This is a genomic window from Streptomyces panaciradicis (genome assembly GCF_023516615.1).
In the GTDB taxonomy this organism is placed as follows: Bacteria; Actinomycetota; Actinomycetes; order Streptomycetales; family Streptomycetaceae; genus Streptomyces; species Streptomyces panaciradicis.
The window spans coordinates 44,693-63,526 of record NZ_JAMGBF010000017.1 but is presented as its reverse complement, the minus strand read 5'-3'; the positions used below and the strand labels follow the sequence as shown (position 1 = coordinate 63,526).

The 18,834-nt window shown below is 69.2% G+C and carries 22 protein-coding genes; 11 read left to right on the top strand and 11 right to left on the bottom strand.

The genetic code is table 11. The features are described from left to right. Positions 1–188: 188 nt before the first annotated feature. Positions 189–1,697, top strand: a complete 1,509-nt coding sequence (locus M8J74_RS07295) for a YibE/F family protein (RefSeq protein WP_249835619.1) — start codon at positions 189–191, stop codon at positions 1,695–1,697. Positions 1,698–1,820: 123 nt separating this feature from the next. On the opposite strand, the gene M8J74_RS07290 is transcribed toward M8J74_RS07295, so the two are convergent. The 4 genes from M8J74_RS07290 to M8J74_RS07275 all read right to left on the bottom strand — a co-directional run bounded on the left by M8J74_RS07290 (position 1,821) and on the right by M8J74_RS07275 (position 4,211). After that, positions 1,821–2,258: an SsgA family sporulation/cell division regulator gene (locus tag M8J74_RS07290; RefSeq protein WP_058924337.1), complete on the bottom strand. Its 438-nt coding sequence runs from the start codon at positions 2,256–2,258 to the stop codon at positions 1,821–1,823. Positions 2,259–2,356: 98 nt separating this feature from the next. Beyond that, on the bottom strand, positions 2,357–3,070 hold the full coding sequence (locus M8J74_RS07285; RefSeq protein ID WP_058924336.1) for an IclR family transcriptional regulator: 714 nt from the start codon (positions 3,068–3,070) through the stop codon (positions 2,357–2,359). Between the two features lie 431 nt (positions 3,071–3,501). Beyond that, entirely contained in the window at positions 3,502–3,714 is a 213-nt protein-coding gene (locus M8J74_RS07280) for a DUF5326 family protein (protein WP_058924335.1), read from the bottom strand. A gap of 179 nt (positions 3,715–3,893) precedes the next feature. Beyond that, the gene (locus tag M8J74_RS07275; RefSeq protein ID WP_200703065.1) at positions 3,894–4,211 is read right to left on the bottom strand and encodes a cupin domain-containing protein; all 318 of its coding nucleotides are present in this window, start codon (positions 4,209–4,211) and stop codon (positions 3,894–3,896) included. A gap of 59 nt (positions 4,212–4,270) precedes the next feature. On the opposite strand from M8J74_RS07275, the gene M8J74_RS07270 reads away from it, so the two are divergent. From M8J74_RS07270 to M8J74_RS07250, 5 genes are all read left to right on the top strand, one after another. Beyond that, a complete protein-coding gene (locus tag M8J74_RS07270) occupies positions 4,271–4,648 on the top strand; it encodes a phage holin family protein (RefSeq protein WP_058924333.1) in 378 nt (125 codons plus the stop codon). A 7-nt stretch (positions 4,649–4,655) separates the two neighbouring features. Further along, positions 4,656–5,147 carry a low molecular weight protein-tyrosine-phosphatase gene (locus tag M8J74_RS07265; RefSeq protein WP_249835618.1) on the top strand — a complete coding sequence of 164 codons (492 nt, stop codon included), beginning with the start codon at positions 4,656–4,658 and terminating at the stop codon, positions 5,145–5,147. Then, entirely contained in the window at positions 5,144–6,295 is a 1,152-nt protein-coding gene (locus M8J74_RS07260) for a cystathionine gamma-lyase (protein WP_249835617.1), read from the top strand. Before M8J74_RS07265 ends, M8J74_RS07260 begins: the two co-directional genes overlap by 4 nt. Positions 6,296–6,525: 230 nt before the next feature. Then, on the top strand, positions 6,526–7,431 hold the full coding sequence (locus tag M8J74_RS07255) for a LysR family transcriptional regulator (protein ID WP_249835616.1): 906 nt from the start codon (positions 6,526–6,528) through the stop codon (positions 7,429–7,431). 99 nt (positions 7,432–7,530) lie between these two features. Further along, a complete protein-coding gene (locus M8J74_RS07250) occupies positions 7,531–8,013 on the top strand; it encodes an NUDIX domain-containing protein (RefSeq protein ID WP_249835615.1) in 483 nt (160 codons plus the stop codon). Between the two features lie 42 nt (positions 8,014–8,055). Here M8J74_RS07250 and M8J74_RS07245 read toward each other — a convergent pair whose 3' ends face one another. Further along, complete coding sequence (locus tag M8J74_RS07245) at positions 8,056–8,679, bottom strand: HAD family hydrolase (RefSeq protein WP_249835614.1); 624 nt, start codon at positions 8,677–8,679, stop codon at positions 8,056–8,058. A 191-nt stretch (positions 8,680–8,870) separates the two neighbouring features. Here M8J74_RS07245 and M8J74_RS07240 point away from each other — a divergent pair, with 191 nt between their 5' ends. Then, positions 8,871–9,737, top strand: coding sequence for a GNAT family N-acetyltransferase (locus M8J74_RS07240; RefSeq protein ID WP_249835613.1), 867 nt, complete (start codon positions 8,871–8,873; stop codon positions 9,735–9,737). 33 nt (positions 9,738–9,770) lie between these two features. Continuing rightward, positions 9,771–10,223: a GNAT family N-acetyltransferase gene (locus M8J74_RS07235; protein WP_249835612.1), complete on the top strand. Its 453-nt coding sequence runs from the start codon at positions 9,771–9,773 to the stop codon at positions 10,221–10,223. Between the two features lie 70 nt (positions 10,224–10,293). Here M8J74_RS07235 and M8J74_RS07230 read toward each other — a convergent pair whose 3' ends face one another. Both M8J74_RS07230 and dnaB read right to left on the bottom strand, forming a co-directional pair. Continuing rightward, complete coding sequence (locus M8J74_RS07230) at positions 10,294–11,679, bottom strand: serine hydrolase domain-containing protein (protein ID WP_249835611.1); 1,386 nt, start codon at positions 11,677–11,679, stop codon at positions 10,294–10,296. Between the two features lie 64 nt (positions 11,680–11,743). Beyond that, a complete protein-coding gene (gene dnaB / locus M8J74_RS07225) occupies positions 11,744–13,222 on the bottom strand; it encodes a replicative DNA helicase (RefSeq protein WP_058924325.1) in 1,479 nt (492 codons plus the stop codon). Positions 13,223–13,680: 458 nt separating this feature from the next. Here dnaB and M8J74_RS07220 point away from each other — a divergent pair, with 458 nt between their 5' ends. Beyond that, a complete protein-coding gene (locus tag M8J74_RS07220; RefSeq protein ID WP_249835610.1) occupies positions 13,681–15,018 on the top strand; it encodes an MATE family efflux transporter in 1,338 nt (445 codons plus the stop codon). Positions 15,019–15,173: 155 nt separating this feature from the next. On the opposite strand, the gene rplI is transcribed toward M8J74_RS07220, so the two are convergent. The 4 genes from rplI to rpsF form a co-directional block, all read right to left on the bottom strand. Continuing rightward, positions 15,174–15,620 carry a 50S ribosomal protein L9 gene (gene rplI / locus M8J74_RS07215; RefSeq protein ID WP_058924324.1) on the bottom strand — a complete coding sequence of 149 codons (447 nt, stop codon included), beginning with the start codon at positions 15,618–15,620 and terminating at the stop codon, positions 15,174–15,176. Positions 15,621–15,638: 18 nt separating this feature from the next. Further along, positions 15,639–15,875: a 30S ribosomal protein S18 gene (gene rpsR, locus M8J74_RS07210; RefSeq protein WP_003949403.1), complete on the bottom strand. Its 237-nt coding sequence runs from the start codon at positions 15,873–15,875 to the stop codon at positions 15,639–15,641. An 81-nt stretch (positions 15,876–15,956) separates the two neighbouring features. Then, positions 15,957–16,544: a single-stranded DNA-binding protein gene (locus M8J74_RS07205; protein ID WP_249835609.1), complete on the bottom strand. Its 588-nt coding sequence runs from the start codon at positions 16,542–16,544 to the stop codon at positions 15,957–15,959. 75 nt (positions 16,545–16,619) lie between these two features. After that, positions 16,620–16,910 (bottom strand): 30S ribosomal protein S6, encoded by a 291-nt coding sequence (gene rpsF, locus M8J74_RS07200; protein WP_005482942.1) that lies wholly within the window; start codon positions 16,908–16,910, stop codon positions 16,620–16,622. 264 nt (positions 16,911–17,174) lie between these two features. On the opposite strand from rpsF, the gene M8J74_RS07195 reads away from it, so the two are divergent. Both M8J74_RS07195 and femX read left to right on the top strand, forming a co-directional pair. Further along, positions 17,175–17,492, top strand: coding sequence for a hypothetical protein (locus tag M8J74_RS07195; protein WP_249835608.1), 318 nt, complete (start codon positions 17,175–17,177; stop codon positions 17,490–17,492). 180 nt (positions 17,493–17,672) lie between these two features. Continuing rightward, positions 17,673–18,794: a peptidoglycan bridge formation glycyltransferase FemX gene (femX, locus tag M8J74_RS07190; RefSeq protein WP_249835607.1), complete on the top strand. Its 1,122-nt coding sequence runs from the start codon at positions 17,673–17,675 to the stop codon at positions 18,792–18,794. Positions 18,795–18,834 lie beyond the last annotated feature (40 nt).

The following is an 18,834-nucleotide window of genomic DNA, read 5'->3' as shown; positions in this document are numbered from 1 at the left end:
CTGGCGACGTTTCGTGGCGAACATCACTCGTGTTCGGTGATGTTCCACGTGAAACATCGTGGGGACGGAGGTCAGCGCCCTCTCAGCCCGGTGCTCCGAGCTCCCGCGTGTGCAAAGGTGGCTCCACGCTAGCGTCATTTCGGGCGCGGTGAACAGGGGGCCTCTTTCGTTCTTGCGATGATCGGGCGGTGACCACGACGCAACCGCCCTCGTATCCGCCGGAGCAACCCCGCCGGTCCGGCTCCGCAAGCGGCGACGGCCACGGCCCTCACGGGGTCCATGAGCACGGGCACGAGTACGGCGGCCACAGGCAGGGACAAGGCCACGAACACGGAGGTCACGGGCACTCACCCCGCGGGCCCGAGATCGACGGCCAGGGGCACGGCTCCGGCGGCGGGCACGGCCACAGTCACAGCCACGGCCCGGCGGCCCCCGTCTCCCGGCATCTGCGCAAGGTCATCGGGGCGATCCTCATCCCCTTCGCCGCGGCCGTGGTGGTCGGGCTCGCGGTGCTGTGGCCCGGCGGCGCCCCGGCGCACGAGCGGACCGGCGTGGGCTTCGACCGGCAGAGCCAGCGGGCGACGGTCACCCGGGTCGTCGAGGTCAGCTGCAAGTCGGTCAACGCCTCCGGCGGGGGCTCGGTCGGCGCCACCTCCACCGCCGGCGGCTCCTCCGCCCAGCAGGAGGAGAAGGGCACCTGCAAGAAGGCCACCGTCCGGGTCGACACCGGCAACGACAAGGGCCGCACGTTCGTCGAGATCGTGCAGCCGGACCAGTCCCGGCAACTGCACCAGGGCGAGAAGGTCGTGGTCGCCTACGAGCCCTCCGCGCCGAAGAACCTGCAGTACTCGGTCACCGACGTCGACCGGGGCTTCCCGATGGCTCTGCTGGCCGGCATCTTCGCCGTCGCCGTCGTGATCGTCGGACGGATGCGGGGCGTCATGGCGCTGGTCGCGCTCGCCATCAGCTTCCTGATCCTGAACTTCTTCATCCTGCCCGCGATCCTGGAGGGCTCCAACCCGCTGGTGGTGGCGGTCGTCGGGGCGAGCGCCATCATGCTGATCGCCCTCTACATGTGCCACGGCCTGTCCGCCCGCACCTCCGTGGCCGTGCTCGGCACCCTGATCTCCCTGGTGCTGATCGGCGTCCTCGGCTCGCAGTTCATCGGCTGGGCCGCACTGACCGGCAACACCGACGACAACACCGGTCTGATCCACGGCCTGTACCCGTCGATCGACATGAGCGGTCTGCTGCTCGCCGGCGTCATCATCGGCTCGCTCGGGGTCCTCGACGACGTCACCGTCACCCAGACCTCGGCCGTCTGGGAGCTGCACGAGGCCAACCCGGCCATGGGCTGGCGCGGGCTGTACCGGGCCGGCATCCGCATCGGGCGCGACCACATCGCGTCCGTCGTCAACACCCTCGTCCTCGCCTACGCGGGCGCCGCGCTGCCGTTGCTGCTGCTCTTCTCCATCGCGCAGAGCAGTGTGGGGACGGTCGCCAACAGCGAACTGGTGGCCGAGGAGATCGTGCGCACGCTGGTGGGCTCCATCGGCCTGGTCGCCTCGGTGCCGGTGACCACCCTGCTGGCGGCGCTCGTGGTCTCGGCGGACCGGCCGGAGGCCGCCACCGCCGTGACGGGGCCGCCGTCCTCGGCTCCGGCGCGCTCGGGGAAGGGGCGGCGCCGCAAGCACTGAGTGGTGAGCCCGGGACAGCTCACACCTGCGCGAGGGGGGCACCTCACCCGCGCGAGAGAAGCGTTCCTGCGTCCCTTCGGCCCCGCGCCGAAGGGTTCTGCTGTCCCTGGGCCCTTACCGTCCTCAGCCCGCGCTCTGCTCCTCGGCCAGGATCCGGTCCAGCGCCTCGTCGAGGTGGGCGTCGAAGTCGGCGAGCGCACCCTCCTGGCCGAGCGGCACGAGCTTGTCGGTGCGGTCGAGGAAGGCGATGAGCGGGGCGGTGGACGAACGGAACAGCGCCTGGTCGCGGCCGACCTGAAGCCGGATCAGGACATCGCCCAGCGCATCGGGGTCGACGGGCGAGACGCGCACGTCGCCGTCCCCGGACGGGGTACCGACCCCGTCGATCAGCAACTCCCGGCCGAAAGCCCAGGTCACGGGCTCGTCGCCCGGGAGATGGAAGGTCAGCCGCACGGCATAGGGATCGCAGGACTCGTAACGCAACTCCACCGGAATACGGAAAGAGAGCTCCTCCGAGACGAGGAAGCTCATCATGACCTCTGCCTGCACCGACTCGCGCATCGCCTACCCCGTCATTTGAAGCCGTCTGGCTGGGAATCATCCCCTGATACAGGTGAAATATTGCTGAACGTACACAACAGATCACAAGGAGTGAGTTTTCACATACTGATAGAGATGGCGAGAGACCCCAGCAGACGCCCGATCTCGCTCTGCAACTGCCGCGCCACCGACAGCAGACGATCGGCCTGATGGCACGGCAGGGAGATCGCCATCGTGGCGGCCGTCGTCCCCACGGTGATGGGGATGGCCGCGCAGACCGTCCCGAGCGCGTACTCCTGCCGCTCCGTCACCGTCTCCATCCGCGGGGTCCGCTCCAGCCGCCGCAGCAGACTGCGGCCGTCGGGCACCGTGTACGGGGTGACGGGCTGCACGGGATGGCGCTGAAGGTGATCGCGGCGGCCTTGCTCGTCCAGCTGGGACAGCAGGCACTGCCCGATGGCGTGCGCGTGCCCGGTCTCGCGGAAGTCCGCCCACTCCTCGACCGCCGGATTGCCCGGGGTGTCGGAGACGCACCTGATCGCGATCTCGCCGTCCTGGTACACGGCGTAGTACACGGGCACGCCGATCGCGTCGCGAAAACCCGCGAGCGCGTCCACGATCGTGCTGCGACGTTTCTGCTGGGCTCCGCTGCTGCCGAGCCGCTCGGCCGCCTCACCGAGGAAGAACAGGCCCTTCTCCCTGCGCAGATAGCCCTCGTGCACGAGGGTCCGCAGCAGGTGGTACGCCGTCGGCAGCGCCAGGCCCGTCTCCCGGGCGAGCTGCTTGGCGGGAGCTCCGTGCGCGTGTCGCGCGACGCATTCCAGCAGCCTCATCGCCCGCTGGACCGAACCGATGAGGGTCCCGGACTGCGGCTGTGCGGCAGGAGGCGTGGTGTGCGAAGCCCGCGGTGTCTCGGTGGGGGCGCAGGAGGGCGCCGGCGCCCCGGCCGCGCGCTCCTGCGTTCCGGGGCCGGGCTGTTCCGGGGGCCGGAGGCACGGGGTGGCGGGGGACGCCGGGGTCGGTGGCGCGTGGGGGGAGGTGAGTGCGGTGTCTACGGTGGCCAAGGGTCACTCCCGAAGCACAAGGGGGGCGGCCCGTGCTGTGGGGTAACACGGGGAGGGGTGCGCCGCTCACTGGGGTCGTTCCCGCGACGAGTTCCGGACTCTAACCGCCCGCCACCGCTTGCGGACGGTCTGCCGGGGAAACTTCCCTCCCCCGAGGGAACCGGTGATTCCCGTTACCGGTCACCGGTCTCCCACGGCCCTCACCAGTCGCTGCGCGACGAGGAGCTCGACGTGAACTTCCGTACGACGTAGATCAGTCCACCGACGAGCGCCACGAACACCAGCGCCTTGAACAGCAGCCCGATGACGAAGCCGACGACCGAGGCGATCAGTCCCCCGAACACGACCAGGGCGATGACCGGTACCGCGATCCACTTCACCCACCAGGGCAGTCCCGAGAAGATCTCTCCCATTGCTCTCGTCCTTCTCTCTCCGCCCGTCGCTTATGCCGGGTCCTTCGATGACCCGGGGCTCTGTGCCGGATCCTTCTTCTGTCCTGCCCTCGATGCTAGGGCCGTGAGGGGGCCCGGCGGGGGCCTCGCATCCCTTGTCCACCCCTGATCGAACCCCTAGGGAACCCCGAGGCCGCGGCTCAGCTCTCGGGCGGAGAGAACACCACCAGGACCCTCAGGTCCTCGCTGATGTGGTGGAACTTGTGGGCGACGCCGGCCGGCACGTAGATCACGCTGCCGCGGGCCACCTGGGTCGTCTCCAGGCCGACGGTGATGGCGGCGCGGCCGCTCACGACGAAGTAGACCTCGTCCTGGTTGTGCGGCTTCTGTGGATCATGTTCGCCGGCGTCGAGCGCGTACAGGCCGACGGACATGTTCCGTTCCCGCAGAAACTGCAGGTAGGCGCCGTCGTTGGCGGCGCGTTCCGCCTCCAGTTCGTCCAGCCGGAATGCCTTCATCGCAGTTGCCGTCCTCGTCCCCGTACTCGTAGCCGATCTGGTCTGCCACGATCAGACACATGAAGAATTTCGTAGTCAAGACGATCGCCAACGCGGGCGCCCTGGCGGTCGCGGTATGGCTGCTGGACAAGATCACCCTGACTGGTGACAGCACCGCCAAGAAGGCCTGGACGCTGCTCCTCGTCGCCCTGGTCTTCGGTCTGGTGAACTGGCTGGTCAAGCCGATCGTGAAGCTGCTGTCCCTGCCGTTCGTCATCCTGACGCTCGGTCTGTTCACGCTGGTCGTCAACGCCCTGATGCTGCTGCTGACGTCGTGGCTGGCCGGCAAGCTCGACCTGAGCTTCCACGTCGAGGGCTTCTGGACCGCGGTCCTCGGCGGCCTGATCATCTCGATCGTCTCCTGGGCGCTGCACGTCGTCCTGCCGGACGAGGACTGAGCGGACGATGACCTACCGCGTCTGCTTCGTCTGCACCGGCAACATCTGCCGCTCCCCGATGGCCGAGTCCGTCTTCCGCACCCGCCTGCGGGAGGCCGGGCTCGACGACCGGGTCGAGGCGGACAGCGCGGGCACCGGCGGCTGGCACGAGGGCGACGGCGCCGACCCGCGCACCGTCTCCGTCCTCCGCGAGAACGGCTACGACGGCACGCACATCGCCCGCCGGTTTCAGTCCTCGTGGTTCTCCCGGCTGGACCTCGTCATCGCCCTCGACGCCGGCCACCTCAAGGCCCTGCGCCGTCTCGCGCCGACTCCGGAGGACGCGGCGAAGGTACGGCTGCTGCGCTCCTACGACCCCGCCGCGGGCGACGACCTGGACGTGCCCGACCCGTACTACGGGGGCATGGACGGCTTCGAGGAGTGCCTTGAGATGGTGGAGGCGGCGAGCGAGGGTCTCCTCGCCGCGGTACGCGAGCAGGTGGAAGGACGGGCGGCATGAGTGGTTCCGCGACGGGCAGGCCTTCGGGCGACGGTGACGGCACGCGCGCGGTGCGGGCGGGACTGCCCGAGACGGCCAAGAACGAGCCGACCCTGCCCGGGCCCGTGTTCGCCGCCCACTTCCACCTGCCGGGCGACGTCAGCGGCCCCTACACCTACGGCCGCGACGACAACCCCACCTGGACGCTGCTGGAACGCGCCATCGGCGAACTGGAGGCACCCGGCGGCGAGGACGTGGAGACGCTCACCTTCGCCTCGGGCATGGCCGCCATCTCTGCCGTGCTGTTCTCCCAGGTGAGCGCCGGAGACGTGGTCGTGCTGCCCACCGACGGCTACCAGGTGCTGCCCATGGTCCGCGCCCAGCTGGAGGCGTACGGCGTCGAGGTGCGCACCGCCCCGACGGCGAACGACGCCCAGCTCGACGTCCTCGACGGCGCGAAGCTGCTGTGGATCGAGACGCCGTCCAACCCCGGGCTCGACGTGTGCGACATCCGGCGCCTCACCGAGGCCGCCCACGCGCGTGGTGCGCTCGTCGCCGTCGACAACACCCTCGCCACGCCCCTGGGGCAGCGTCCGCTGGAGCTGGGCGCCGACTTCGCCGTGGCCAGCGGCACCAAGCAGCTCACGGGGCACGGGGACGTCCTGCTCGGGTACGTCGTCGGGCGCGACGCCGAGGCCATGGCGGCCGTACGCCGCTGGCGCAAGATCGTCGGCGCCATTCCGGGGCCCATGGAGGCCTGGCTCGCGCACCGTTCGATCGCCACGCTCCAGCTGCGGGTCGACCGGCAGTGCGCGACGGCCCTCACACTCGCCGAAGTACTGCGTGAGCGGCCCGAGATCAGCGGGCTGCGCTATCCGGGGCTGCCCGACGACCCCTCGCACAAGGTCGCCGCTCAGCAGATGCGCCGCTACGGCTGCGTCATCTCCTTCACGCTGCCCACGCGCGCGCGTGCCGAGCGTTTTCTGGAGGCGCTGCGTCTCGTGGACGACGCGACGAGCTTCGGCGGCGTGCGGTCGACGGCCGAGCGGCGCCGCCGCTGGGGCGGGGATCCGGTGCCGGAGGGCTTCATCCGCTTCTCCGTCGGCGCCGAGGACCCCGAGGACCTGGTGGCGGACGTGCTGCGGGCGCTGGAGGAGTCGGCCGGGTGACCGTCTTACGGGCGTCGAGCGGGCGTTCCACCCTGCATGCCGGGCGGTCCGAGCCTCCCCCCTCGTGGCTCGGACCGCCCTCGGTTCCGCGCGCGAAGAACCGCGCAAACAAGGCTAGTTGACTCTCTGTCAGTGTCCAATCACAGTAGCGACAGAGACCTATCGACTTATTTATAGTTGGGCCCTGCCCGGGGGCTGGGGAAAGGGCAGGGCAAAGGGGAGAGCGGACCATGGATCTGGCCTTGTTGCGCACGTTCGTCACGGTGCACCGGGCCGGTTCCTTCACCCGCGCCGCCGCCCTGCTCGGCCTGTCACAGCCGGCCGTGACCTCCCAGATACGCACCCTGGAGCGGCAGCTGGGACGCCCCCTGTTCCTGCGGCAGGCCCGCGGAGTGACCCCGACGAGCATCGGCGACGAGCTCGCACACAAGGCCGCCCCGCATCTCGACGCCCTGGTGGAGATCGCGGAGACCGGCCTCGACGACGAATCGTCCTTGAGGACCCTGCATCTCGCCGGTCCCCCCGAGTTCACCGCGGAACGCGCGCTGCCCGCCCTCACCGAGCTGACCGGGGACGACGGCCAGGGTTTCGCGCTGCGCGCCTCCTTCGGGAACGCCGAGGAGACCCTGGAAGGGCTCGCCGCCGGGCATCACGATCTGGCCATCAGTACGGCCCGTCCGCGCGGCGCCCTGCTCACGGCGACTCCGCTCTGCGACGAGGAGCACGTCCTGGTCGCCTCCCCGGGGCGGGCCGAGAAGATCGGCCGCTGGAAGCCCCGCCGACAGGGCGCGCCCGCCCTCGAGGACGTCCCCGTGATCGAGGTGCACGAGTCGCTGCCCTTCGTCTCGCGCTACTGGGCCTCCGTCTTCGACTCCCGCCCGGCCGCTCCGGGGACTGTCATCGTCCCCGACCTGCGCGCGGTCCTGGCGTGTGCCGTCGCGGGCGCCGGTCTCGCGGTGCTGCCGCGCTATCTGTGCACGGACGCGCTGGCGCGAGGAGAGATCGTGGCCCTGCACGAGCCCGCGGTACCGCCGCTGCGGACGTACTTCCTCGTGGTCCGTACCGGCACCCTCGCGATGCCGCACATCGCACGCGCTCACGAATGGCTGCTGCGGGCCGCGACCGACTGGTGCTGAGCTGCGGTTTTCGCCGGTCGGAGCGGTAGTGACGGGGTGAGCTCGCCCCGTGACGACATGCGATGTTTCACGTGGAACCATCCGGGCCACATTCCCCCCATGACCGTCCGACCCGTGGTCAAGCGCACCGCCCGTGCCGTTCTGCTGGACGGTGACGACCTGATCCTCATCAAGCGCACGAAACCCGGCGTCGATCCCTACTGGGTCACTCCCGGTGGCGGGGTCGAGCCCGCAGACACGACCGTCGTCGACGCCCTGCACCGTGAGGTGTACGAGGAGCTCGGCGCGAAGATCACCGACGTGGTGCCCTGCTTCGTCGACACCGTCGAGCACATCGGTGAGGACGGCGGCGCGACCGGTGTGAAGGTGCAGCACTTCTTCGTCTGCCGTCTGGAGTCCATGGACCCGAACCTGCGGCACGGCCCCGAGGTCGACGAACCCGCCGGCGAGTACGAGATCGTCCGCGTGCCGTTCACCCGGGTCGGGATCGCCTCCGTCCATCTCGTACCGCTGTCGCTGCGGCACTATCTGGACGGCAACATCGAGGGCGTGCGCGCCATGCACGCCCCGGACCTGGGCTGAGCCGACGCCGAACCGGCCGGCCCCTGCTCATGACGTGCCGGTTCACCGCACCAGTTCATACGCCTCCCACAGGTCGCCGCCCCGGTAGGAGTGGGTCGCGAGACCCGACAGATGGCTGTCCGCGTTGACCGCCACGGAGACCGGCACCACGCCGAACAGGTCCCGGTCGGACAGGGAGTCCCCATAGGCGACGCAGTCGTCCCTGGTCACTCCGAACTCGGCACACAGCCGGTCGGCGATCTCGACCTTGGCGGCCGCGCTGAGCACCCCCGTCGGGTCCACCGGCTCGGTGAACGGCACGGCGGGAAAGCGGGACCCGTACGCGGCATGGGCACCCCAGCCGAGGAGCTTCTCCACGAAGAACGACGGCGAGAGGGACACGACGGCGCAGTACCCGCCTTGCCGCCGGATCTCCGCCCAGACCTCCCGGATCCGCTCCAGCCACGGGGCCGCGTCGAAGGCCGCCGTCACATGAGCCTCGGTCAGCCCGGACCAGAGAGCGTGGACCTGGTGCGCGTACTCCGGTGGGCCGATCAGCCCCGCGGAAATCGCCTCGTCGAGCGCCAGGGCCTCGGCTTCCAGGCCCAGCTGCCGTGAGATCTCCACGGGCGACGTCGTGCCGCGCAGCAACGTGCCGTCCAGATCGAAGAGATGAAGTCTCGCCATGAGGCACGAGGCTAATCGCCGGATGACACGCTGCCGACGGGCGAAACCCCGATCCGCCGTGCGGGCGTTTCACGTGAAACGAACAGCAGCTTTCGGCATCCTGTGCGGATGGCCACGACATGGCCAAAAGCTCCCTCGTCCTGCCGGAAAGAGGTGGACGGGGAGGGCGGCGGTCGGACAGCCTGACCTGCGTGCCGATGCCTTCCCTCACCGCCCTGCCCATCCGCCGTCTGACGTTCCGCGATCTCGCCGCCTGCGCCGACCTGTCCGAAGACCGGGGGTGGCCACGCGAGGAGCACAAGTGGGGCTTCCTCCTCACGGCCGGAAAGGGGTACGGCATCGACGACCCCGGGGGCGGTCTCGTCAGCGCCTGTGTCGTCACCGAGTACGGACAGCCGGACCGTCCCGACCTCGCGGCCATCGGCATGGTGCTGGTCGCCGAGCGGCACGCCCGCAAGGGTGTGGGACGGCATCTGATGCGGCACGTCCTCGCGGAGACCGGAACCACCCCGCTCACCCTGCACGCGACGCCGAACGGCCGGCCGCTCTACGAGGAGCTCGGCTTCAAGGTGACCGGCCGGGCCGAGATGCTGCGCGGCCGGTTCGTTCCCCACGGGACCCAGCCCGATGCCGTCACCCGCGCGGCGACCGCTGAAGACCTCGCGGCCGTCCTCCGGCTGGACGGGGAGGTCTTCGGCAGCGATCGCACGCACGTGATCGCCCGGCTTCCTGCCTTCGCCGACCATCTGCGGGTCGCCGAGGAGAACGGCCGGCTCATCGGATACGCGGCCGCCTGGCCCAACATGGACACCCATGTCGTCGGTCCGCTGGTCGCGCGCGACACGGCGACGGCGAAGGCCCTCATCACCTCACTCGCGGCGCTCAGCGACCGTCCCCTGCGGACCGACATCGACGTGCGGCACGAGGAGCTGCTGACCTGGGCGAAGGAACGGGGACTGGCCTCGATCGCCTTCAACGCGGTCATGACCCACCGGGTCCCGGAGCTGCCCGGGGACTGGACCAGGCGCTTCGCACCCCTGACCGTCGCGGCGGGCTGAGGCCCTCCTGCCGGTCGGCATAGGGTGCCTGCCATGGGAGATCTTGAGATACGGCCCGCCACGGCCGACGACGTCCCCGAAATCGTCGCGATGCTCGCGGACGACCCACTCGGTGCTCAGCGGGAGTCACCGGACGATCTGGCTCCCTACCTCGCCGCGCTCGAACGCCTGACGGCCGATCCCCACCAGCACCTGGTCGTCGCCGTGCGCGAAGAGCGTGTCGTCGGCACGCTTCAGCTCACGGTCATCCCCGGCCTCTCCCGGCGCGGCGCCACCCGGTCGATCATCGAAGCGGTCCGCATCCACGCGGACGAGCGGGGCAGCGGTCTGGGCACGCGGCTCATCGAGTGGGCGATCGACGCGTCCCGTCGGGAAGGCTGCCAGTTGGTGCAGCTGACCTCCGACAACACCCGCACCGACGCCCACCGTTTCTACGAGCGGCTCGGCTTCACGGCTTCGCACGTGGGCTTCAAGCTCCCCCTGTGAGGCCCATCGGAACACGTGGGGCGAAGGCCCTGTTTCACGTGAAACAGGGCACCCGCACCGCGCCGGCGCCCTATCCGATCCCCCGCCAACCGTCCGGATCCACTCCACCCGGCACGGAAGCCCCCTCGTCGTACGGCTGACGGGTGAACACGAAGGAGCCGAGGTCCAGATGGCTCACGGTCCCGTCCGGCCGCCGTACGGCCTTCAGGAGCTCTCCGGCGTAATACCCCTCCAGTCCGGTCCAGGTGCCGTCGCCGTTCGGCCGGAAACGTGAGCGGCGCCCCGCACCGGACAACGGCTCCAGCGAAGCCAGTCCGTCGGCCGTCAGCCGCAGGGCGAAGCCGTACGTGCCCCAGTACCACTGGCCCGCCAACTCCATTACGTCCGCGTCGACTTCGCGCAACGGCCGCCACGGCTCGGGGATGCGCGGTTCCGCCTCGGCGACGATGCGCACGAGATCGGCCCCCACTGCGGACAGCAGCGGGCCGGACGTGCAGTTGGCCAGCACGACGGCCGCGACGTCGTCCTCGACGCTGATGCTGAGGTTCGCCAGGAAGCCCGGCAGCGAGCCGGAATGACCCACGAGCAGCCGGCCGTGCCGCCGCAGGACCTGCATCCCCAGGCCGTACGACGTCCCGTCCATCACGTCCGCGGCCTCCGCGGGAGCGGCGGGCGTCCGCATCTCCCGTACGCTGTCGGCGCTCAGCACCCGGTCGTCCCCTGCCGCCAGGAAGACCGCGAACTTCGCCAAGTCGCCCGTGGTGGACCAGAGTTGACCGGCCGCGGCCATGCGTCCCAGGTCCTCGCTGGGCTCGGGCAACAGGACGTCGGCCCAGGGGTGCACCGCCCAGCCGCCCGCATGAGGCGCCCGCGGATGGAAGCTCGTACGGTCCAGGCCCAGAGGTTCCAGCACTTCACTCCGGAGCACCTCGTCCCAGGATGCTCCGCGCAACTTCTCGACGAGCGCCCCCAGCAGGGTGTAGCCGGGGTTGGAGTAGTGGAAGCGGCGGCCCACCGGATGCGGCAGCGGACCTTCGCCCAGGACGTCGGCGAGCTCCGGCCGAAGGGATCCCGGTGTGCGCTCCCACCAGGGCGCGGGTGACTCGGCGGCCAGTCCGCCCGTGTGGGCCAGGAGATCGGCGATGGTCGCCTCCCCCGCGCCGGTGCCCGGCAGATGCTTCTCCAACGGATCACCGAGGTCGAGAAGCCCCTCGTCGCGCAGGCGCAGCACCAGAACGGCGGTGAAGGTCTTGGTGATCGAGCCGATGCGGTACTGCACGTTCTCGTCCGGCCCGTGCCCGTCCACCGACGTTCGCGCACCGTGCCACACGGCCCGCCCGCCGCGCACCACCGTCGCCACGAGCGACGGCGCGCGTCCCTCGGCCTGGGCCACGGCGATGCGGTGCAGCAGCGCCCTGCGGGTGCCGGGGAGCAGCTCTTCCTGGGGTGTCGTCATGACCCCAGTCCATCCCGCGGGACGCCTGGTCGTCGAGTTCATGTGAGCAGGCCGACGGGGCCGGTCAGGTCTGTGCCATGTCCACGAACCGCGAGTAGTGCCCCTGGAAGGCGACGGTGATGGTCGCGGTGGGGCCGTTACGGTGCTTGCCCACGATGATGTCGGCCTCGCCCGCGCGCGGCGACTCCTTCTCGTACGCGTCCTCGCGGTGCAGCAGGATCACCATGTCGGCGTCCTGCTCGATGGAGCCGGACTCACGCAGGTCGGAGACCATCGGCTTCTTGTCGGTGCGCTGCTCGGGACCACGGTTGAGCTGCGAGAGCGCGATCACCGGGACCTCCAGCTCCTTGGCCAGGAGCTTGAGGTTACGGGACATGTCCGAGACCTCCTGCTGACGGCTCTCCGAGCGCTTGGACCCACCGGCCTGCATCAGCTGCAGATAGTCGATGATCACGAGCTTGATGTCGTTGCGCTGCTTCAGCCGGCGGCACTTGGCGCGGATCTCCATCATCGACAGGTTCGGGGAGTCGTCGATGTAGAGGGGGGCGGAGGACACCTCGGGCATCCGGCGGGCCAGGCGCGTCCAGTCCTCGTCCGTCATGGTGCCGGAACGCATGTGGTGCAGGGCCACGCGGGCCTCGGCCGACAGCAGACGCATCGCGATCTCGTTGCGCCCCATTTCGAGGGAGAAGATGACGCTGGCCAGGTTGTGCTTGATCGACGCCGCGCGCGCGAAGTCCAGCGCGAGCGTGGACTTACCCATCGCGGGACGGGCCGCGATGACGATCATCTGACCCGGGTGCAGACCGTTGGTGAGCGAGTCGAGGTCCGTGAAGCCGGTGGGCACGCCGGTCATCTCGCCGCTGCGGGAACCGATCGCCTCGATCTCGTCGAGTGCACCCTCCATGATGTCGCCGAGCGGCAGATAGTCCTCGCTGGTGCGCTGCTCGGTGACGGCGTAGATCTCGGCCTGGGCGCGGTTGACGATCTCGTCGACGTCGTCGTCGGCCGCGTATCCCATCTGCGTGATGCGCGTGCCGGCCTCTACCAGCCGGCGCAGGACCGCGCGCTCGTGCACGATCTCCGCGTAGTACTCGGCGTTGGCCGCCGTCGGCACCGTCTGGACGAGGGTGTGCAGATACGATGCGCCGCCGACCTTGTTGATCTCACCGCGCTTGGTGAGCTCGGCGGCGATCGTGATGGGGTCGGCGGGCTCACCCTTGGCGTAGACGTCGAGGATCGCCTGGAAGATCGTCTCGTGGGCGGGCTTGTAGAAGTCGTGGCCCTTGATGATCTCGACGACGTCGGCGATGGCGTCCTTGGACAGGAGCATGCCGCCGAGGACGGACTGTTCGGCGTCGAGGTCCTGCGGCGGCACCCGCTCGAAGGCCGTGCCCCCGCCGTCCCAGCCGCTCTCGTCCCGGCCGTGGTCATGCTGTTCGCCGCGACTCCGGCCGCCGTCACCGCGTCGGCGGGAGGCGGGCAGACGATCGCTGGGGCCGCTGCCGGCCCACGGGTCGTCCAAGGGCTCGGAAATACTCACCGAGCCACCTCCTCCCGTCCGCCGAGCGGACCTAGCCGTGCCCATAGTTCTACGGCACGGCACTGACAAATGAGAGGCCCAACTCCGGTTGTGGCGCGTCGGTTTTGTGCTGCTTTCCCAGCCGACGCACGGAGTGGGCGCCGGACCACGGTAGGCCCGCGGGCACCGTCAGCCAATCTGGTTATCCACAGGCCATGTGGACGACCGCCCGGATGCTGTGGAGAACTCCGCGAAACCTGTGCACGACACGGTGGACAGCCCTGTGAACAAGCTCGCTCCTCAGTTTGAGCAACCCACTTGACCTGGCCTTTTGCCGTCCACCGGCTGTGCAGAAGAAAAACTTTCCCGGTCGGGCCAAGATCGTGTCGAACGGCGCGCGAATGAGCGCACGAAGAGACGGTAGGTAATGGTCACTGACGCTTTGCATCTCTTACCTGTGGACGATTACATTGGTGCACATGACACAGGCGCCCGTGACTCCCAGGGACACCCGACGACAGCACGACCGCGAGATCGTCACCCTGGCCGTCCCGGCCTTCGGCGCCCTGGTGGCGGAGCCTCTCTTCGTCATGGCCGACAGTGCGATCGTCGGCCATCTCGGCACGGCTCAGCTTGCCGGTCTCGGGGTGGCGTCGGCCCTCCTCACCACCGCGGTCAGCGTCTTCGTCTTCCTCGCCTACGCCACCACGGCAGCGGTCGCGCGACGCGTCGGCGCAGGCGATCTCCCGGCGGCCATCCGCCAGGGCATGGACGGAATCTGGCTGGCGATCCTCCTCGGCGCCCTCGTGATCACTGTCGTCCTGCCCACGGCGCCCGCCCTCGTGGACCTCTTCGGCGCCTCCCACACGGCGGCTCCCTACGCGACCACCTACCTGCGGATCTCGGCCCTCGGCATTCCGGCCATGCTCGTCGTCCTCGCCTCGACCGGTGTCCTCCGGGGACTGCAGGACACGAAGACCCCCCTCTACGTCGCCGTCGCGGGCTTCGTCGCCAACGCCGCCCTCAACGTGGGCCTCGTCTACGGCGTCGGCCTCGGTATCGCCGGCTCCGCCTGGGGCACGGTGATCGCGCAGTGCGGGATGGCAGCCGTGTACCTGGTGGTGGTCGTCCGCGGAGCGCGCAGACACGGAGCCTCCCTGCGGCCCGACTCCGCCGGCATCAGGGCCTCGGCCCAGGCCGGCGCACCTCTGCTGGTGCGCACGCTCTCGCTGCGGGCGATCCTGATGATCGCCACCGCCGTCGCCGCCCGTCTCGGGGACGCCGACATCGCGGCCCATCAGATCGCCCTCTCCCTGTGGAGCCTGCTCGCCTTCGCCCTCGATGCCATCGCCATCGCCGGCCAGGCGATCATCGGACGCTATCTCGGCGCGGACGATGCCGAGGGTGCCCGCCAGGCGTGCCGTCGCATGGTGGAGTGGGGCGTGGCGGTCGGCGTCGTCCTCGGTCTGGTGGTCGTCCTGGCCAGGCCGGTCTTCCTGCCCCTGTTCACCAGTGACTCCGCGGTGAAGGACGTCGCTCTGCCCGCTCTGGTGATCGTGGCGCTCTCGCAGCCCATCTGCGGGGTCGTCTTCGTTCTCGACGGCGTTCTGATGGGCGCGGGAGACGGGCCCTATCTGGCGAAGGCCATGCTGGTCACGCTGGCGATCTTCACCCCGGCCGCCTTGCTCGTCCCCGTACTGGGCGGTGGACTGACCGCTCTGTGGGCCGCCATGACGCTGATGATGACGGTGCGGATGCTGACCTTGTGGCTGCGAGCCCGCTCCGGGCGCTGGCTGGTGACCGGGGCGACCCGCTGACGGTTTCACGTGAAACATCGCAGGGTCGGCCGGACTGACCGTTTCACGTGAAACATCACGAGCATGCAGAAGGGGCCGTACCTCACAGGTACGGCCCCTTCTCAGCTTGTCAGCCGAAGGCTCGTCAGCCGAAGCTGCTCGAGCCGAGCACGGCGTCAGGCCGCGACGACCTCGATGTTGACCTTGGCGGCAACCTCGGGGTGCAGACGCACGGACGTCTCGTGGGCGCCCAGGGTCTTGATGGGAGAGGTCAGCTCGATGCGGCGCTTGTCGACCTCGGGGCCACCGGAAGCCTTGATCGCGGAAGCGATGTCGGCCGGGGTGACGGAACCGAAGAGACGACCGGCGTCGCCGGAGCGGACGGCCAGACGGACCTTGACGGCCTCGAGCTGACCCTTGACCTGGTTGGCCTGCTCGATGGTCTGGATCTCGTGGATCTTGCGAGCACGACGGATCTGCTCGACGTCCTTCTCGCCACCCTTGGTCCAGCGGATCGCGAACTTCCGCGGGATCAGGTAGTTGCGAGCGTAGCCGTCCTTGACGTCGACGACATCGCCCGCGGCACCGAGGCCGGAGACCTCGTGGGTCAGGATGATCTTCATGTGTAGGTCACCCTTTCCTTAGCGCGCGGTGGACGTGTAGGGCAGCAGCGCCATCTCACGGCTGTTCTTGACGGCCGTGGCGACGTCACGCTGGTGCTGCGTGCAGTTGCCGGTCACGCGGCGGGCACGGATCTTGCCGCGGTCGGAAATGAACTTCCGCAGCATGTTCGTGTCCTTGTAGTCCACGTACGTGACCTTGTCCTTGCAGAAAGCGCAGACCTTCTTCTTCGGCTTGCGCACAGGCGGCTTCGCCATGGTGTATCTCCTGTGTGATCAAGAAGTTTGGGTAACGACCCGCCCTCGACCCGCCAGGTCCGGAGATCCGGACCCGAAGGTCTAGAAGGGGGGCTCGTCCGAGTAGCCGCCGCCACCGCCGCCGGAGTTTCCACCCCAGCCACCGCCGCCGCCCTGCTGGCCACCGGCGGGAGCGCCGGTCGCCCACGGGTCGTCGGCGGGAGCACCGCCGCCGCCCTGCTGGCCGCCACCGGAGCCACCGCCCCAGCTGCCGCCACCCTGGCCGCCACCGCCGCCGTAACCACCCTGGCCCTGCCCACCGCGGCCGGCGGTCTTGGTGACCTTGGCCGTGGCGTTGCGCAGGCTGGCGCCGACTTCCTCGACGTCCAGTTCGTAGACCGTGCGCTTGACACCCTCACGGTCCTCGTAGGACCGCTGCTTCAGCCGGCCCTGCACGATGACGCGCATGCCTCGCTGGAGCGATTCGGCGACGTTCTCCGCCGCCTGACGCCAGACCGAGCAGGTCAGAAAGAGGCTCTCGCCGTCCTTCCACTCGTTCGTCTGACGGTCGAAGGTGCGGGGGGTGGACGCGACACGGAACTTCGCGACCGCCGCACCGGAAGGGGTGAAGCGCAGCTCGGGGTCATCGACAAGATTGCCGACGACCGTGATGACGGTCTCGCCTGCCATGGGGGAACCTCTCGGCGGGTTTGCTGCTGGCTGCTTGTGCTGCTACTCGAATCCCGAGATCGGCTGAGCGGAAGCTCAGTGGGTCTCGGGGCGGAGGACCTTGGTCCGGAGGACCGACTCGTTCAGGTTCATCTGGCGGTCGAGCTCCTTGACGACCGCAGGCTCGGCCTGCAGGTCGATGACCGAGTAGATGCCCTCGGGCTTCTTCTTGATCTCGTACGAGAGACGACGACGGCCCCAGGTGTCGACCTTCTCGACCTTGCCGTTGCCCTCACGGACGACGGAGAGGAAGTTCTCGATCAGGGGGGCGACAGCGCGCTCCTCCAGATCGGGGTCGAGGATGACCATCACCTCGTAGTGACGCATGTGGAACCCACCTCCTTTGGACTCAGCGGCCACGGTCGTTCCGTGGCAGGAGGGTCGTGATGCGTACGCAACGGTATCGGCCGCCACTGACAATCGGGGGTGACCTCGCGGTTTACCCGATCGGGCCTGGGCAGACACCAATGCAGACGGTACAGACTACCCGTACACCGGCTTCCGGTTGAAATCCGGCCCGGGGGACCGTCAGTCTGTACACATCGGGTGTGTATGGCGCTACGATGCGCCGCCTTTCGCAGGAGGTGCCCCATGGCACAGGCATTGCGACCCAACACCGCCGGAGGCCTCTTCGCCACGGACGGAAAGTCCCACCCCATCCAGGACACGCTGCTGGCGGTCACCCTGGTGCTCGGTGTGACGGCGTTCGTGACGGGCTTCTTCGATCATCTGCACCTGCTGGCCTCCTGGGCCGGCCTGGTGGGCATCCTCACCGGTGCGTACGGCCAGTGGATCTCGGAGACGACACGCGAGCGCTTCGGACTCATCCTGGGTCTCGGTGCCTCCGGAGTCGGCTTCTTCCTCGGCATGGCGCACGGCGGCCTCTTCGGCGGGATCATCGGCGGCTGACGCCTGGGACACCGTCCCCGCAACTCGACACAAAGCACGACGGAACGCCCCGGCGGCCCATGAGCCGGGGCGTGGGTTCCGTACGCCCAGCCGGGGCGCGCGCAAGGCGCAGTAGGCTTCGGCCCCAGAGCCGGAGCCCCTGTACCCATGGGGACACACCAGCCCGAGGAGCGCCCCGACATGAGCCTGACCCTGAGGACGATCAGCCGCGAGCAGCATCTGGCGTACATCCAGAGCCTGCCGTCGGCGAGCCACATGCAGGTCCCGGCCTGGGCCGACGTCAAGGCCGAGTGGCGGTCCGAGAGCCTGGGGTGGTTCGACGAGCGGACCGGTGAGATGGTCGGCGCGGGTCTCGTCCTCTACCGCCAGCTGCCGAAGATCAAGCGCTACCTCGCCTATCTGCCCGAGGGCCCGGTCATCAACTGGTTCGCGCCGAACCTGACCGAGTGGCTAGAACCGATGCTCGCCCACCTCAAGCACCAGGGCGCCTTCTCGGTGAAGATGGGCCCGCCGGTGATCATCCGCCGCTGGGACGCCAACTCCATCAAGCAGGGCATCCAGAACCCGGACGTGAAGCGGCTGCGGGACATCGAGGCCGACTTCATCGAGCCGCGCGCCTTCGAGGTGGCCGACAAGCTGCGCCGCATGGGCTGGCAGCAGGGCGAGGACGGCGGCGCCGGCTTCGGTGACGTCCAGCCCCGCTACGTCTTCCAGGTGCCGCTGGCCAACCGCTCCCTGGAAGAGGTCCACAAGAACTTCAACCAGCTCTGGCGCCGCAACATCAAGAAGGCCGAGAAGGCCGGTGTCGAGGTCGTCCAGGGTGGCTACCAGGACCTCGAGGAGTGGCAGCGGCTGTACGAGATCACGGCCGTGCGCGACCACTTCCGGCCGCGCCCGCTGTCGTACTTCCAGCGCATGTGGACGGCCCTCAACAGCGAGGACCCCAACCGCATGCGGCTGTACTTCGCCCGGCACAACGGCGTGAACCTTTCGGCGGCCACCATGCTGATCGTCGGCGGGCACGTCTGGTACTCCTACGGCGCCTCCGACAACATCGGCCGCGAGGTCCGCCCCTCCAACGCCATGCAGTGGCGGATGCTGCGCGACGCCTACGCGCTCGGCGCCACGGTCTACGACCTGCGCGGCATCTCCGACTCGCTGGACGAGACCGACCACCTCTTCGGCCTGATCCAGTTCAAGGTGGGCACGGGCGGCCAGGCCGCCGAGTACCTCGGCGAGTGGGACTTCCCGCTCAACAAGCTGCTCCACAAGGCGCTCGACATCTACATGTCACGCCGCTGAATCCCCGTGTCGCGCCGCTGAGGCCGCGTCCTTCGCTTCA

Coding starts and splice junctions, on each gene's coding strand:
- M8J74_RS07290 (WP_058924337.1), bottom strand. CDS start 2,258: ATGCGCGAGTCGGTGCAGGCAGAGGTCATGATGAGCTTCCTCGTCTCG.
- M8J74_RS07285 (WP_058924336.1), bottom strand. CDS start 3,070: ATGAGGCTGCTGGAATGCGTCGCGCGACACGCGCACGGAGCTCCCGCC.
- M8J74_RS07280 (WP_058924335.1), bottom strand. CDS start 3,714: ATGGGAGAGATCTTCTCGGGACTGCCCTGGTGGGTGAAGTGGATCGCG.
- M8J74_RS07275 (WP_200703065.1), bottom strand. CDS start 4,211: ATGAAGGCATTCCGGCTGGACGAACTGGAGGCGGAACGCGCCGCCAAC.
- M8J74_RS07270 (WP_058924333.1), top strand. CDS start 4,271: ATGAAGAATTTCGTAGTCAAGACGATCGCCAACGCGGGCGCCCTGGCG.
- M8J74_RS07265 (WP_249835618.1), top strand. CDS start 4,656: ATGACCTACCGCGTCTGCTTCGTCTGCACCGGCAACATCTGCCGCTCC.
- M8J74_RS07260 (WP_249835617.1), top strand. CDS start 5,144: ATGAGTGGTTCCGCGACGGGCAGGCCTTCGGGCGACGGTGACGGCACG.
- M8J74_RS07255 (WP_249835616.1), top strand. CDS start 6,526: ATGGATCTGGCCTTGTTGCGCACGTTCGTCACGGTGCACCGGGCCGGT.
- M8J74_RS07250 (WP_249835615.1), top strand. CDS start 7,531: ATGACCGTCCGACCCGTGGTCAAGCGCACCGCCCGTGCCGTTCTGCTG.
- M8J74_RS07245 (WP_249835614.1), bottom strand. CDS start 8,679: ATGGCGAGACTTCATCTCTTCGATCTGGACGGCACGTTGCTGCGCGGC.
- M8J74_RS07235 (WP_249835612.1), top strand. CDS start 9,771: ATGGGAGATCTTGAGATACGGCCCGCCACGGCCGACGACGTCCCCGAA.
- M8J74_RS07230 (WP_249835611.1), bottom strand. CDS start 11,679: ATGACGACACCCCAGGAAGAGCTGCTCCCCGGCACCCGCAGGGCGCTG.
- M8J74_RS07220 (WP_249835610.1), top strand. CDS start 13,681: ATGACACAGGCGCCCGTGACTCCCAGGGACACCCGACGACAGCACGAC.
- rplI (WP_058924324.1), bottom strand. CDS start 15,620: ATGAAGATCATCCTGACCCACGAGGTCTCCGGCCTCGGTGCCGCGGGC.
- rpsR (WP_003949403.1), bottom strand. CDS start 15,875: ATGGCGAAGCCGCCTGTGCGCAAGCCGAAGAAGAAGGTCTGCGCTTTC.
- M8J74_RS07205 (WP_249835609.1), bottom strand. CDS start 16,544: ATGGCAGGCGAGACCGTCATCACGGTCGTCGGCAATCTTGTCGATGAC.
- rpsF (WP_005482942.1), bottom strand. CDS start 16,910: ATGCGTCACTACGAGGTGATGGTCATCCTCGACCCCGATCTGGAGGAG.
- M8J74_RS07195 (WP_249835608.1), top strand. CDS start 17,175: ATGGCACAGGCATTGCGACCCAACACCGCCGGAGGCCTCTTCGCCACG.
- femX (WP_249835607.1), top strand. CDS start 17,673: ATGAGCCTGACCCTGAGGACGATCAGCCGCGAGCAGCATCTGGCGTAC.